Source organism: Streptacidiphilus fuscans, from assembly GCF_015690355.1.
Lineage (GTDB): Bacteria > Actinomycetota > Actinomycetes > Streptomycetales > Streptomycetaceae > Streptacidiphilus > Streptacidiphilus fuscans.
Genome location: NZ_JADPRT010000019.1, coordinates 130,324 through 143,348, shown reverse-complemented (window position 1 = coordinate 143,348; position 13,025 = coordinate 130,324). Strand labels below are relative to the sequence as shown.

At 70.3% G+C, this 13,025-nt stretch carries 12 protein-coding genes; 10 read left to right on the top strand and 2 right to left on the bottom strand.

The window, feature by feature from the left end; all coding sequences use genetic code 11:
• Nucleotides 1-7 precede the first annotated feature (7 nt).
• The 6 genes from I2501_RS33680 to I2501_RS33655 all read left to right on the top strand — a co-directional run bounded on the left by I2501_RS33680 (nucleotide 8) and on the right by I2501_RS33655 (nucleotide 5,272).
• Complete coding sequence (locus tag I2501_RS33680; protein WP_196197341.1) at nucleotides 8-982, top strand: threonine ammonia-lyase; 975 nt, start codon at nucleotides 8-10, stop codon at nucleotides 980-982.
• 178 nt (nucleotides 983-1,160) lie between these two features.
• Nucleotides 1,161-2,324: an aminofutalosine synthase MqnE gene (gene mqnE / locus I2501_RS33675; protein WP_196197340.1), complete on the top strand. Its 1,164-nt coding sequence runs from the start codon at nucleotides 1,161-1,163 to the stop codon at nucleotides 2,322-2,324.
• 28 nt (nucleotides 2,325-2,352) lie between these two features.
• Nucleotides 2,353-2,889 (top strand): GNAT family N-acetyltransferase, encoded by a 537-nt coding sequence (locus tag I2501_RS33670; RefSeq protein ID WP_196197339.1) that lies wholly within the window; start codon nucleotides 2,353-2,355, stop codon nucleotides 2,887-2,889.
• 133 nt (nucleotides 2,890-3,022) lie between these two features.
• Nucleotides 3,023-3,361: a DUF4229 domain-containing protein gene (locus tag I2501_RS33665; protein ID WP_328806729.1), complete on the top strand. Its 339-nt coding sequence runs from the start codon at nucleotides 3,023-3,025 to the stop codon at nucleotides 3,359-3,361.
• Between the two features lie 37 nt (nucleotides 3,362-3,398).
• Complete coding sequence (locus I2501_RS33660) at nucleotides 3,399-4,493, top strand: LacI family DNA-binding transcriptional regulator (RefSeq protein ID WP_196197338.1); 1,095 nt, start codon at nucleotides 3,399-3,401, stop codon at nucleotides 4,491-4,493.
• A 197-nt stretch (nucleotides 4,494-4,690) separates the two neighbouring features.
• Nucleotides 4,691-5,272 (top strand): hypothetical protein, encoded by a 582-nt coding sequence (locus I2501_RS33655; protein WP_196197337.1) that lies wholly within the window; start codon nucleotides 4,691-4,693, stop codon nucleotides 5,270-5,272.
• Between the two features lie 88 nt (nucleotides 5,273-5,360).
• On the opposite strand, the gene serC is transcribed toward I2501_RS33655, so the two are convergent.
• Both serC and I2501_RS33645 read right to left on the bottom strand, forming a co-directional pair.
• Nucleotides 5,361-6,479: a phosphoserine transaminase gene (serC, locus tag I2501_RS33650; protein WP_196197336.1), complete on the bottom strand. Its 1,119-nt coding sequence runs from the start codon at nucleotides 6,477-6,479 to the stop codon at nucleotides 5,361-5,363.
• A 454-nt stretch (nucleotides 6,480-6,933) separates the two neighbouring features.
• Nucleotides 6,934-8,034 (bottom strand): citrate synthase 2, encoded by a 1,101-nt coding sequence (locus I2501_RS33645; protein WP_196197335.1) that lies wholly within the window; start codon nucleotides 8,032-8,034, stop codon nucleotides 6,934-6,936.
• Between the two features lie 464 nt (nucleotides 8,035-8,498).
• Here I2501_RS33645 and pdxH point away from each other — a divergent pair, with 464 nt between their 5' ends.
• The 4 genes from pdxH to I2501_RS33625 all read left to right on the top strand — a co-directional run bounded on the left by pdxH (nucleotide 8,499) and on the right by I2501_RS33625 (nucleotide 12,986).
• Nucleotides 8,499-9,131, top strand: a complete 633-nt coding sequence (gene pdxH / locus I2501_RS33640; RefSeq protein ID WP_196197483.1) for a pyridoxamine 5'-phosphate oxidase — start codon at nucleotides 8,499-8,501, stop codon at nucleotides 9,129-9,131.
• Nucleotides 9,132-9,452: 321 nt separating this feature from the next.
• Nucleotides 9,453-9,647, top strand: a complete 195-nt coding sequence (gene sjiA, locus I2501_RS33635) for an FXSXX-COOH family cyclophane-modified RiPP peptide SjiA (RefSeq protein ID WP_196197334.1) — start codon at nucleotides 9,453-9,455, stop codon at nucleotides 9,645-9,647.
• 40 nt (nucleotides 9,648-9,687) lie between these two features.
• Nucleotides 9,688-12,105, top strand: coding sequence for an FxsB family cyclophane-forming radical SAM/SPASM peptide maturase (locus I2501_RS33630; RefSeq protein ID WP_196197333.1), 2,418 nt, complete (start codon nucleotides 9,688-9,690; stop codon nucleotides 12,103-12,105).
• On the top strand, nucleotides 12,105-12,986 hold the full coding sequence (locus I2501_RS33625) for an AAC(3) family N-acetyltransferase (RefSeq protein ID WP_196197332.1): 882 nt from the start codon (nucleotides 12,105-12,107) through the stop codon (nucleotides 12,984-12,986). Before I2501_RS33630 ends, I2501_RS33625 begins: the two co-directional genes overlap by 1 nt.
• The last annotated feature ends 39 nt before the right edge of the window (nucleotides 12,987-13,025 follow it).

Genomic DNA, 13,025 nt, shown 5'->3' with positions numbered 1-13,025 from the left:
TGCGCGTATGACCCTGGTGACGCTGGACGAGGTGCGCGAAGCGCAACAGCGGATCGCCGGGGTGGCCGTGCGCACTCCCCTGATGCCGTGCCCGTGGGCGGACCAGCCCGACGGCCGTTCGCTGCATCTGAAGCCGGAGGGCCTGCAGCCGACCGGGGCCTTCAAGATCCGCGGCGCGTACAACCGCCTCGCGGCGCTGACGCCGGAGGAGCGGGCGCGGGGCGTGGTAGCCCAGTCGAGTGGCAACCACGCGCAGGCCGTGGCCTACGCGGCGCGCGAACTCGGCATCCAGGCCGTCATCGTGATGCCGGACACCTCACCCGAGGTGAAGGTGGAAAGCACCCGCTCGTTCGGCGCGGAGGTCATCCTGGTCGCCATGCACGAGCGGGACACCACGCCCGCGGACCTGGTCGAGAAGCACGGCTACGTCTGGGTCCCGCCGTACGACGACCCGTACGTCATCGCGGGCCAGGGCACGGTCGGGATGGAGATCGCGGACGACGCGGCGGCTCTCGACCTCGACCTGCAGACGGTCCTGGTCCCGGTCAGCGGCGGCGGCCTGATCAGCGGTGTGGCAACGGCGTTGAAGCTCACCATGCCGGGCGTCAAGGTCATCGGCGTCGAGCCGGCCCTGGCCGGCGACGCGGCGGAGAGCTTCCGCTCCGGCGAGCGGAAGGTGTGGCCCTTCGCGGACACCCACCGCACGATCGCGGACGGGCTGCGGACGAACTCCCTCGGCCTGCTGCCGTGGGAGCACGTCCAGGCGTACGTCGACGACATCATCACGGTCACGGAGGACGAGATCCGCGACGCGATGGCTGTCCTGGCCCGCCGCGGGCGGCTCGTGGCCGAGCCGTCGGGTGCGGTGACGACGGCTGCGTACCTGTTCCACGGCGCGGAGCTGCCGGGCACGCGGTTCGCCGCGGTGGTGAGCGGCGGGAACGTGGATCCGGCGCTTTTGGCGAGGATTCTCGCCGTTTGAGTCCTGCACCACCCTGTGCGGATGGCCCTGCTCGTTCGGTGCTCTACCTCTGTGGGTGGTTTCTCGGGCAGTTCCCCGCGCCCCTGACGGGTACCGCAACATCCCGTCAGAGTGAGGGCGTAGGCTCGTGGGGATCGTCGGCCCGGTGAGGGCCACTGCTGATGGAGGCATGAGGCGGATGGACGCAGGGCTGAAGCGCGAGCTGGAGGCGAAGGTCTACGCCGGGGAGCGGCTCAGTCGTGAGGACGGGGTCGCGCTCTACGAGACCGACGACCTGGCCTGGCTGGGTGGCCTCGCCCACTACGCGCGGACGCGGAAGAACGGCGACGTCGTCCACTTCAACGTCAACCGTCACCTCAACATGACCAACGTCTGCACCGCCTCCTGCGCCTACTGCAGCTTCCAGCGCAAGCCGGGCGAGAAGGACGCGTACACGATGCGCATCGAGGAGGCGGTCAAGCTCGCCAAGGCGATGGAGAACGACCAGCTGACCGAGCTGCACATCGTCAACGGCCTGCACCCGACCCTCCCCTGGCGGTACTACCCGCGTTCGCTGCGCGCCCTCAAGGAGGCGCTGCCGAACGTCGCGCTCAAGGCCTTCACCGCCACCGAGATCCACCACTTCGAGAAGATCTCCGGCCTCTCGGCCGACGAGATCCTCGACGAGCTGATCGACGCCGGTCTGGAGTCGCTGACCGGCGGTGGCGCGGAGATCTTCGACTGGGAGGTGCGTCAGCACATCGTCGACCACGACACCCACTGGGAGGACTGGTCGCGGATCCACCGCCTCGCTCACTCCAAGGGCCTGAAGACGCCCGCCACCATGCTCTACGGCCACATCGAGGAGCCGCGCCACCGCGTGGACCACGTGCTGCGGCTGCGTGAGCTGCAGGACGAGACCGGCGGGTTCCAGGTCTTCATCCCGCTGCGCTACCAGCACGACTTCCACGACTCGCGTGACGGCAAGGTCCGCAACACGCTGCAGGCGCGCACCACCATGGCGACCGGCGCGGACATGATCCGCACCTTCGCCGTCTCCCGGCTGCTCTTCGACAACGTCCCGCACGTCAAGGTGTTCTGGGTCATGCACGGTCTGGCCGGCGCCCAGCTGATGCTCAACCACGGCGCGGACGACATGGACGGCTCGGTCGTCGAGTACAAGATCACCCACGACGCGGACGGCTTCGGCACGCCGAACAAGCTGACCCGTGACGACCTGCTCGACCTGATCCGTGACGCGGGCTTCCGCCCGGTCGAGCGGAACACCCGCTACGAGATCATCCGTGAGTACCCGGGCCCGGACGGCGACCGTCGCGAGACGCCGCAGCCGATGAAGTTCTAGTCGGCACGGTTCCAGGGGCTCTCTGTACATGGCACTGCGTTTCACCCTCGACCCCGAGGTCACCCCGGAGCTGGTCGAGGGCCTGATAGACGTCTGGACTGCGGCCACGAATGCGGGCGGCGCGATCGGTTTCGTCGCGCCGGTCACCCGTGAGGAGGTCCGGCCGACGGCCGAGAAGGGGCTGGCCGGGCTGGGTCACGGACCGGGCGACGGCCGAGACCGGCTGCTGGTCGCGCACGACGAGGAGACCGGCCGCATGGCCGGTGCCCTCTTCCTCGTGGACATGCGGTTCTCGCTGATGGACCACTGGCGGACCGTCAAGCGGGTCATGCTGCACCCCGACTTCCAGGGCCGGGGCGACGGTGTCGCGCTGCTCGCGGAGGCCGAGCGGCACGCCCGTGCGTGGGGTCTGGCCGGGCTCCAGCTCGACCTGCGCGGCGGCCTCGGGTTGGAGCGCTTCTACGAGCGTTGCGGCTACAAGGAGGTCGGCCGACTGCCGGGAGCGCTGCGCGTCGCGCCCGGCGACGACCGCGACTCCGTCTTCATGTGGCTCGACCTGCGCTGACGTCCGGCCGCCGCGTACGCGGCTGAGCCCCGCCACGTACGCAGCGGCGTGCGGACCCGGTGAAGATCGCCCTTGCGGGCGTGCTTCACTGGACTGTCGTACCTCCACGGACAAGGGAAAGAGAAACCGAGCCGTGAGCACCCCCAGTACCTCGCACGCGACCCTCCGCTACTCCGCGATGCGCGCCAGCATCTTCCTGGCCGTCTTCCTGGTCGCCCTGCTCCTGGCCCACTTCGGTGTGCTGCCGGTCACGGCCGGCAGCTCCGGTGTCTTCCTGCTGCTGATCATCGCGGCCCTGGTCTCCGCGCCGATCAGCTACGTCGTGCTGAACAAGCAGCGCGACGCCATGTCGGAGCAGATCACCGGCGGCATCGAGCGCCGCAAGTCCAAGTCGGGCAGCATGGCCAGCCGGATCGCGGCCCAGAACGCGGCCGAGGACGCCGTCGACGACGCCCTCCGCGCCCAGCAGTAACCGCCCGGCACCCGCGTAGCGCACAGGCACGCCGATCATGACGCGTCGCCCCACCGGACAGGACGTGGCCCGGCTGGCAGGGGTGTCCCAGGCCACGGTCTCGCTGGTCTTCTCCGCCAGCGCCTCCTCGCACCGCGTCTCCGCGCCGACGCGGGAGCGCGTGCTGGCCGCGGCCGCCGAGCTGGGCTACCAACCGCAGGCGGCGGGCCGTCAGCTCCGGCTCGGCCGGACCGGCCTGCTGCTGCTCGCGGTGCCGAACATCCTGGGGCCGTTCTTCGCCCGCGTCCTCGCGGGAGCGCAGGCCGAGGCGGCGCTCGGCGAGCTGTCGGTCGTCGTCTCGTCGGGCTGGGACCATGCCGAGCTCGCCCGCGCGGCCCGCAGCGGCCAGTACGACGGTCTGCTGATCTGCTCGCCCGACGACAGCCAGCTCGGCGACGACCTGCCGGAGAGCCTGCCCACCGTCTTCCTCGACGCCGACCCGGCGCTCAGCGCCGGCCATCCGCAGCGGCGCACCCAGCAGCTCGACGTGGGCGGCGGGATGGCCGCTGCGGTCACCCATCTCCGTGAGCTCGGTCACCTCCGGCTCGGTCATCTGCGGTCGGTTGAGTCCGCGCACACCTTCCGGGCACGCCAGGCAGGCTTCGAGCGCGCGGCGTCGGGAGCCGAGGTGGTCGAGGTCGGAGTCTCCGTCAACGGCGGCCTGGACGCCGCCAGGGAGGCCGCACGGGTGCTGCTGGCCTCGCCGGGGTCGGGGCCCGGGCCGGGGCGGGGGTCGGGGGAGCGGGTGCGTGCCGTGGTGTGCGACGACGACGTGGTCGCGGCGGGCGTCTACCACGTCGCTGCCGAGCTCGGACTGCGCATTCCTGACGACCTGTCGGTCGTCGGCATCGACAACATCGTCGCCGCGCCGCTCTTCGCGCCCGCGCTGACGACCGTGGACCTGCCGGGCGAGCGTCTGGGCGCGGCAGGCGTCCGGCTGCTCACCGCCCTGATGGGTGAACGATCCGACGGTCCGTCGGAAAGTCGCGAAACCGCGTCGAAGACCGAGCCCGAACCCGAGCCGCTGCCCACCGCGCTCGTGGTCCGGGGATCGACCGCACACCCCACCGGGCGTGCGGAAACCGAAGGATAGGCTGGTCACGTGGACCCCAAGACCCGAACCCGAATCGTCAGCGGCGCGCTGGTGCTGCTCCTCGTCGCCGTGGTGATCGGCGCCATGGTTCACTGAGCGACCAGGTGACCCTTCGTGGTCCCCGAGTTGCGGAGCGTGTTCCCCGGAGTGACGGTGACTGAGTCTCAGTCACTCCCAGTAGTAAGGGAACTCAGCTCATGCGTGTCAGTCGCACCCACTCCGTGATCGCCGGTATCGCCCTCGCCGCCACCGTGGCCGGCGGAGGCCTCATCTCGACCGCGGAGGCGGCTCCTCAACCCCAGGGCGGCACGGCGCGCCATGTCGCCGCTGCCGCCAACCCCACCGCCGAGCTCGGCACGCTCGGCAACCTCGGCGCGGTCCAGTCCGCCGTCGCGAAGCTCTCCACGGCGGCCTCCGCGACTCCGGCCCCCAGCGCGGCGTCACTGACGGCACTGGTGAAGCAGGTCACCGACGCCGTCACCGCGCTCAAGGCGTCCCTCCCGGCGGCTCCGGTGACCGCGGCGGTCAAGCCGGGGGCCAAGCTCGGCAAGGTGCACGCCGTGCCCGTGCACGCCATGAAGCCGCAGGACGCGGTGAGCGACGCCCTGACCAAGCTCACCACCGACGTCCAGGCGATCGTCGCCGCGCTCCCCGACCCGACCAAGGTGCTCGCCGCGATCACCGCGGTGGTCGCGGACCTGCTCGCGGTGGTCACCGCGGTCGTGGCGGCCCTCGGCCTGAGCCTGCCGCCGCTGCCCGTGCCGGTGCCGATCCCCTGATCTGATCCGTCGTCAGCGGCGCGACGAGAAGGGGCCCGGGGAGCTGTTCGGCTCCCCGGGCCCCTCGTTGATCTCTGAGCTTCGGCGACTACAGGCGCTCGATGACGTAGTCGATGCAGGTGGTCAGCGCCTCGACGTCGGCCGGGTCGATCGCCGGGAACATCGCGACGCGGAGCTGGTTGCGGCCGAGCTTGCGGTAGGGCTCGGTGTCGACGATGCCGTTGGCGCGCAGCACCTTGGCGATCGCCGCGGCGTCGACCGAGTCGTCGAAGTCGATCGTCCCGATGACCTGCGAACGCTCCGCCGGGTTGGCGACGAACGGCGTGGCGACGGGCGACTTCTCGGCCCAGGTGTAGAGGCGCGAGGACGAGTCCGCGGTGCGGGCCGTCGTCCAGTCGAGACCGCCGTTGCCGTTCATCCACTCCAGCTGCTCCGCGAAGAGGAAGAGCGTGGAGACGGACGGGGTGTTGTAGGTCTGGTCCTTCGACGAGTTGTCGATCGCGGTCGGCAGGTCGAAGAACGGCGGCACGTAGCGGTCGCTCGCGGCGATGCGGGCGGCGCGCTCCAGCGCGGCGGGGGAGAAGACGCCGACCCAGAGCCCGCCGTCGGAGGCGAAGCACTTCTGCGGGGCGAAGTAGTAGACGTCCGTCTCGGCGATGTCGACGGGCAGACCGCCGGCGCCGGAGGTGGCGTCCACCAGCACGAGCGCGCCCTCGTCGGCGCCCTCGACCCGGCGGATCGGCATGGCCACGCCGGTGGAGGTCTCGTTGTGGGTCAGCGCGTAGACGTCGACCCCGGCCTCGGCCTGCGGCAGCGGGTGCGTGCCAGGCTCGGACTTGATCACGGTCGGCTCGGCCAGCCACGGCGCGGCCTTGACGCTTGCCGCGAACTTGGAGGAGAACTCGCCGAAGTTCAGGTGCTGGGACTTGTTCTCGACGAGACCGAAGGCGGCGATGTCCCAGAACGCGGTGGACCCGCCGTTGCCGAGGACGACCTGGTAGCCGTCGGGCAGCGAGAAGAGGCTGCTGATGCCCTCACGCACGCGCTTGACCTGGTTCTTCACCGGGGCCTGGCGGTGGGAGGTGCCGAGCAGGGAGGTACCGGTCTCAGCGAGCGCGCGGAGCGCCTCCGGCCGGACCTTGGACGGACCTGCGCCGAAACGGCCGTCAGCGGGCCTGATGTCAGCGGGGATCTGGATATCAGCCACGTGCGCAGCCTAGCCGCTACGCGCTCGGCTGAGACGCCAGGTCCGCCTGATGAGACCGCCTGGAGCTGCAGTTTTCCGGGGCGGGAGGGTGCACTTCAGGGGCGCGGGGATTGCTCTGCGCGCAGGGCGGTCGGTTGCACGACCAGGGGCGCGGGGAACTGCGCGAACAACCACCGTGTGCGGATGGCCCTGTTCGCACGGTGACTCACCACACTGGGTGGCTTGTCGCGCAGTTCCCCGCGCCCCTGGTGGTGCAACTGCCTGCGGGAGCGCGGGCTCGGCTTGTCGCGCCCACGCGGCGGAGCCGCAGATCGGCAGAGCCCCGCGCCCCTGCGGTAGTGCAACTACCTGCGGGAGCGCGGATCCAGCTTGTCGCGCCTCTGCGGCGGAGCCGCGTATCAGCGGACCCTCGCGCCCCCTGCGGTAGTGCAACTGCCTACGGCAGCACAGTTGCTCAGTGCGCGATGTCGCCGAAGCCCTCGACCTCGGTCACGCTGCGCGTGCCCGGGCCGATGTAGCGCGCGGACGGGCGCACCAGGCGGCCCGTGCGCTTCTGCTCAAGGATGTGCGCCGACCAGCCCGCGGTGCGGGCGCAGGTGAACATCGAGGTGAACATGTGCGCGGGGACCTCGGCGAAGTCCAGGACGATGGCCGCCCAGAACTCGACGTTGGTGGCCAGCACGCGGTCGGGGCGGCGGGCGTGGAGCTCCTCCAGGGCCGCCTTCTCCAGGGCCGCGGCGACCTCGAAGCGGGGAGCGTCCAGCTCCTGCGCCGTGCGGCGCAGGACGCGCGCACGGGGGTCCTCGGCGCGGTAGACGCGGTGGCCGAAGCCCATCAGGCGCTCGCCCTTGTCGAGGGCGTTCTTGACGTAGGCGACCGCGTCGCCGGTCCGCTCGATCTCCTCGATCATGCCGAGGACGCGGGACGGCGCACCGCCGTGCAGCGGGCCGGACATCGCGCCGACGGCACCGGAGAGCGCCGCGGCGACGTCCGCGCCGGTGGAGGCGATGACGCGGGCGGTGAACGTCGAGGCGTTCATGCCGTGCTCGGCCGCGGAGGTCCAGTACGCGTCGACCGCCTTGACGTGCTTGGGGTCGGGCTCGCCGCGCCAGCGGATCATGAAGCGCTCGACGATGGTCTCGGCCTTGTCGATCTCGCTCTGCGGGACCATCGGCAGACCCTGGCCGCGGGCCGACTGGGCCACGTAGGAGAGGGCCATCACCGCGGCGCGGGCGAGGTCGTCACGGGCCTGCTCGGCGCTGATGTCGAGCAGCGGGCGCAGACCCCAGACGGGGGCCAGCATTGCCAGCGCGGACTGGACGTCCACCCGGATGTCGCCGGAGTGGACCGGGATCGGGAACGGCTCCGCCGGCGGCAGGCCCGGGTTGAACTTGCCGTCGACCAGCAGGCCCCAGGTGTTGCCGAAGGAGACGTGACCGACGAGCTCCTCGATGTCGACCCCGCGGTAGCGGAGCGAGCCGCCCTCCTTGTCGGGTTCGGCGATCTCCGTCTCGAACGCAATGACTCCTTCGAGCCCGGGTACGAAGTCGGACATCAGGCGGCTCCTCTGATCGGTCGGATCGGCGGATGACTTTGGGGTGTGGCCAAGTCGTCTCTTGGGTTGTGACCGCGCGGTTGCGCGGTAAGAGGTGCGGTGCGCGCGTGGCACGCAGTGCCAGAGTGGCAGGCACTGGGTGCATTGCGCCAGATCCCACGACGGTGATGCCCTGCACACACGTGGTATTCACCTCTGATTCGGTACAAATGCACGCGCCGTTGCGAACAGTCGTCCGAGAGGGTGGGGGTCGGGCCCGGCAAAGATACTCGCTCTCGATGTGGACAGAGTCCAGACTCTGTCCACACTCTGCGGACACCGGGTGCAGATCCTGCGCGTTCTGGTCGGATGAGCTTCCCGGTCCGTTCAGCCGGTGCTGGGATGATGTCGGCGTGCACGCATCGGACCAAGCCCCTCTCGCGCCTCACCACGCCGACCCGCGCCCCTCGGCGGACCCCGCCGACATGCGTCGGCAGTACCGTGCCACCGGCCTGCTGGAGGCGGAGCTCGCCGCCGACCCGATCCAGCAGTTCACCCGGTGGTTCGTGGACGCGCAGCATGCCGGACTCGACGAACCGAACGCGATGGTGGTCTCCACCGCCGACGAGGCCGGTCGGCCCAGCATGCGCACGGTGCTGCTGAAGGGCTTCGACGAGCGCGGATTCGTCTTCTACACCAACTACGAGTCGCGCAAGGGGCGGGACCTGACGGTCAATCCGCACATCGCGCTGCTCTTCCCGTGGCATCCGATCGCCCGTCAGGTCATCGTCACCGGAACGGCGGTGAAGGTCGGACGCGACGAGACGGCGGCGTACTTCCGCAGTCGACCGCACGGGTCGCAGCTCGGCGCGTGGGCCAGCGAGCAGTCCCGGCCGGTCGCCTCCCGCGAGGAACTGGAGCAGCGCTACGCGGACCTGGCGGCGCGCTACCCGGAGGGCGAGGGCGTCCCGGCCCCGCCGTTCTGGGGCGGCTTCCGGGTCGCGCCGCAGTCGGTCGAGTTCTGGCAGGGCCGCGAGAACCGCCTCCACGACCGCCTCGTCTACGACGCCGACCCGACCGCCCCGACCGGCTGGCGGGTGGAGCGGCTCTGTCCGTGACGCTGTAGACAGGTGATGGAGACCGGCTACGCAGAACGGCGTAGACAATCTCCACGCAAGAGTGATTCTCAGGATCGCATTTTCGCCATGATCGGACTGGCCAAAAGGTCGATGACCTGTGGCTTTTTGTGGACATGGCAGTCCGGAAACCGTCTACCCGGCTACGTGAATCTTCCGTGGAGGGGTAAGTTTCCGCGCGGGTGGATGGTGTGCACGTGGAGATCCTGGCGCTTGGCGATGCAGACCATCGAACAACGCGAGGAGAAGGCTCTCGGCAACCCCTGCCCGGCCTTTTGCCCTTCCAAACACAAGGGGTCCTCGATGACCGCATCTCGCGACAACAAGTCCCGGGCCACGGAGGCGGTTTCGTCCGCCGACGATGCACAGTCCATCCGACCGGTTCCGGTCCGGCTCGCCAAGCGGGGTGGTGCCGCGCACAGCATGATGCTGAGCCGGGTGCTGCCCGACAACGGCGTCTCCCGGCTGGACGTGGCAGCCTTCAACTCCTCGATCTGACGAGGCGCAGAGGCTTTCTGTCCGTAGGCCAAGAACCAGCATGGACCTCAATCCTTCCGTAGCCACGCCGTTCAGGCAGTTCGTCATCAAACTCAACAGTCGATGCGATCTGTCCTGTGATCACTGCTACGTCTATGAGCACGCCGACACGAGTTGGCGCGGCCGACCCAAGGTGCCGCTCGACGACGTCCTCGTGCAGACGGCGGCCAGGATCGCTGAGCACGCGCGTGTTCACCGGTTGGAGCGGGTGCATGTGGTACTCCACGGTGGCGAGCCTCTGTTGGCTGGGCCGATCCGGTTGCGGCGCGCCGCGCAGGTGCTCAACGACGCCTTGCGCGGGGTGTGCGAGCTGGATTTACGGATCCACACCAATGCGGTCACGCTGGGCGAGCGTCATCTGAGGATCTTCGACGAGTTCCACGTGAAAGTCGGCGTCTCCCTGGACGGGGACCGCGCCGCGAACGATCTGCACCGCCGTTATGCGAACGGCCACAGCAGCTACCACCAGGTGGTCAGGGCGATCGACCTGCTCCGCCTGCCCCGCTGGCGCCACCTCTACGCCGGCCTCCTCTGCACCGTCGACGTGCGCAACGACCCCGTCGCCGTCTACGACGCCCTCGTCGCTCTCGACCCACCACGCATCGACTTCCTGCTGCCGCACGCCACTTGGGACGAGCCGCCGCTGCGGCCCGACGGCCCCGGGACGACGCCGTATGCCGAATGGCTGGGGCGTGTCTACGAGCGTTGGAACGCGCAGGGGCGGCCCGTGCCGGTCCGGATGTTCGACTCGCTGCACCGCACGCTGCGCGGACAGAGCAGCCTGACCGAGTCGCTCGGGCTCGCGCCCGCCGATCTGGTCGTCGTCGAGACCGACGGCACCCTGGAGCAGGCCGACTCGCTGAAGACGGCCTACGACGGCGCCGCGGCGACCGGCTTCGACGTGTTCCGGCACGACTTCGACACCGCCGCCCGGCACCCGGGCATGATCGACCGTCAGCAGGGGCTGGACGGACTGAGCGCGCAGTGCAGAGCCTGTCCGGTCGTGGAGTCCTGCGGGGGCGGCCTGTACGCACACCGGTACCGCAGTGCGGACGGCGGCTTCCACGCGGTCGACGGCGGCTTCGACAACCCCAGCGTCTTCTGTCCCGACCTTCTCGCCCTGATCACCGCCGTCCGCGATGCGGAACGCGCCCGCAAGGAGCACCACCCCATGTCCACCGGCCTGTTGTCGGACCCGCACTTCGACGAGCTGGCCTCCGGCTACGGCGGTGCCGGGGCTGTCGACGCGCTGCGCGTCGCCCAGGTGGAGGTCAACCGCGCCCTGCTGGACCGGGTCGCCGAGGCCTGGTCCGCCGCTCCGGCCCCCGATGCCGATGCTGAGGCCGACCTGCCGTACGGCGACGCGTGGGAGCTGATCGCCCTCCTGGACGAGAGCGCGCCGGAGGCGTTGGACCGCGCGGTGGCCCACCCGTTCACGCGCTCCTGGGCGTTGGAGTGCCTCGCGCAGCCGGGGCCGCTTGCTGAGCGCTTCGGCGGCGTGGCTGAACTCGCCGTCGCCGCAGCGCTGTTCGCGAAGGCGGACGGGAAGCTGACGCTGCCGGTGCGCCCCGGCGGCGAGCTGCGCGTGCCGGGCCACGGTGTGCTGACCGGTGTCGAGGGCGGTTCCGCCCTCGTCCTGACGGAGCATGACCGGTTCGTCGTGGAGACGGCACAGGAGCGCATCGAGGTCGAGCTGCGGGCGCCGCAGCGCGAGCCGCGCTGGCGGCCGGTCCGTCCGCTCTCCGGCGATGCGGGCGCACCCGAACCGAGGGCAGGGGTTTGGCGGTTGCTGCTCGACGACACGGACCCGCAGCGCCGCGCCCACCACTGGGATCCTGCCGCGCCCATGTCGGACGCTGAGGCGGATGCCTGGCAGGCCGAGCTGGCAGCGGCCTGGCGGGTCATCGACGCGACCTTGCCCGGCTACGCGCCGGGCCTGCGCGCAGGTCTGAGCACCGTGGTGCCGCTGCGACCGTCGGCCGACGGCAGCTACGTCAGCGGTGCCGCGCGGGATCTCTTCGGTACGGTCGGCATCGCGCGCCCGGGCTCGGCCGAGTTCATGGCGCTGCTGCTGATCCACGAGTTCCAGCACGTCAAGCTGGGTGCGGTCTTCGACATGGAGGACCTGTTCGACCGGTCCGACACCCGCACTTTCGACGCCCCGTGGCGGCCCGATCCGCGACCGTTCGAGGGGCTCTTCCAGGGAACGTACGCGCACATCGCCGTCGTGGAGTTCTGGCGCTCCCGCTGGAGGGCCACACATGCGCGAGAGGACCGCGCCGAGTACACACGTTGGCTCGACCACACCTACCGCGCCATCGGGGTCATGACGGACTCTGGTGCTCTGACCGACCGCGGCCGGCGCTTCGTCGCGGGCATGCGGGCGACCGTGGAGCCCTGGGTCCGTGAGGAGAGCTGATGTCGATGCCGAACGCCCCGGTCACCGAGCGCGAGCTCGCGGGTCTGCTGCCGGCGCTCGGCTGGAACCCGGAACCCGGCGGCACTCTCCTTGTCCAGGCCTCGCTGCGTCGGCTGGGCCCGGTCGAGGGGGAGGAAGCCGACCCACTGCGTCGGTCCGGGGTCGTGGCACGTGCACTGCGTGAGGCGACCGGGCAGAAAGGCACGCTCGTCGCCTACACCGCCACCCCGGAGAACTCGCAGACCTCCCGCCTCTATCTGGAGCAGACATCGGGGCTGAGCCCTGCCGAACTGGCCGAGTACCACGCCAGGATGCCGGCGTTCGACCCGGAGAAGACCCCGTGCTCGCCCACGATGGGCTGGCTCTCCGAGGCGATCCGCCTGCTGCCGGGGGCGCGCCGGAGCGCGCATCCGCAGACCTCCTTCGCCGCCGTCGGGCCGCTCGCGGAGAGGATCGTCAAGCCTCATCCCTTCGAGGAGCATCTAGGCCCGCGGTCGCCTCTCGGCCGGTTGTACGACAGAGGGGCTCACGCACTCCTCCTCGGCCTCGGCATGGAGATGCTCATGCCTTTGCATCTCATCGACTACTTCGCGGGTGCGCCGGTGCAGACCTACCGGGCCAAGTGCCAGGGGGAGAGCGCTGCGTACTGGCGGTCCTTCGAGGCGGTGCAGTTGGACGACCTGCACTTCCCCGAGCTCGCCCGCCGGGTCCTGGAACTCCGTGACGACAACGGTCGGCCGCAGCTGGAGCTGCGCCAGGTGGCGATCGGCGGAGCCGTCGCCACCCTGGTGCCGGTCCGGGACGCGGTCGACCTCGCGGACAAGGTTGTCGGCAATCTGAACAGGCCTGGTGCAGTCACGGTGTTGACGGAGCATCAATAAGCGCGGTTCCATCGTCCTACTGCATGGGCAACATCGTTC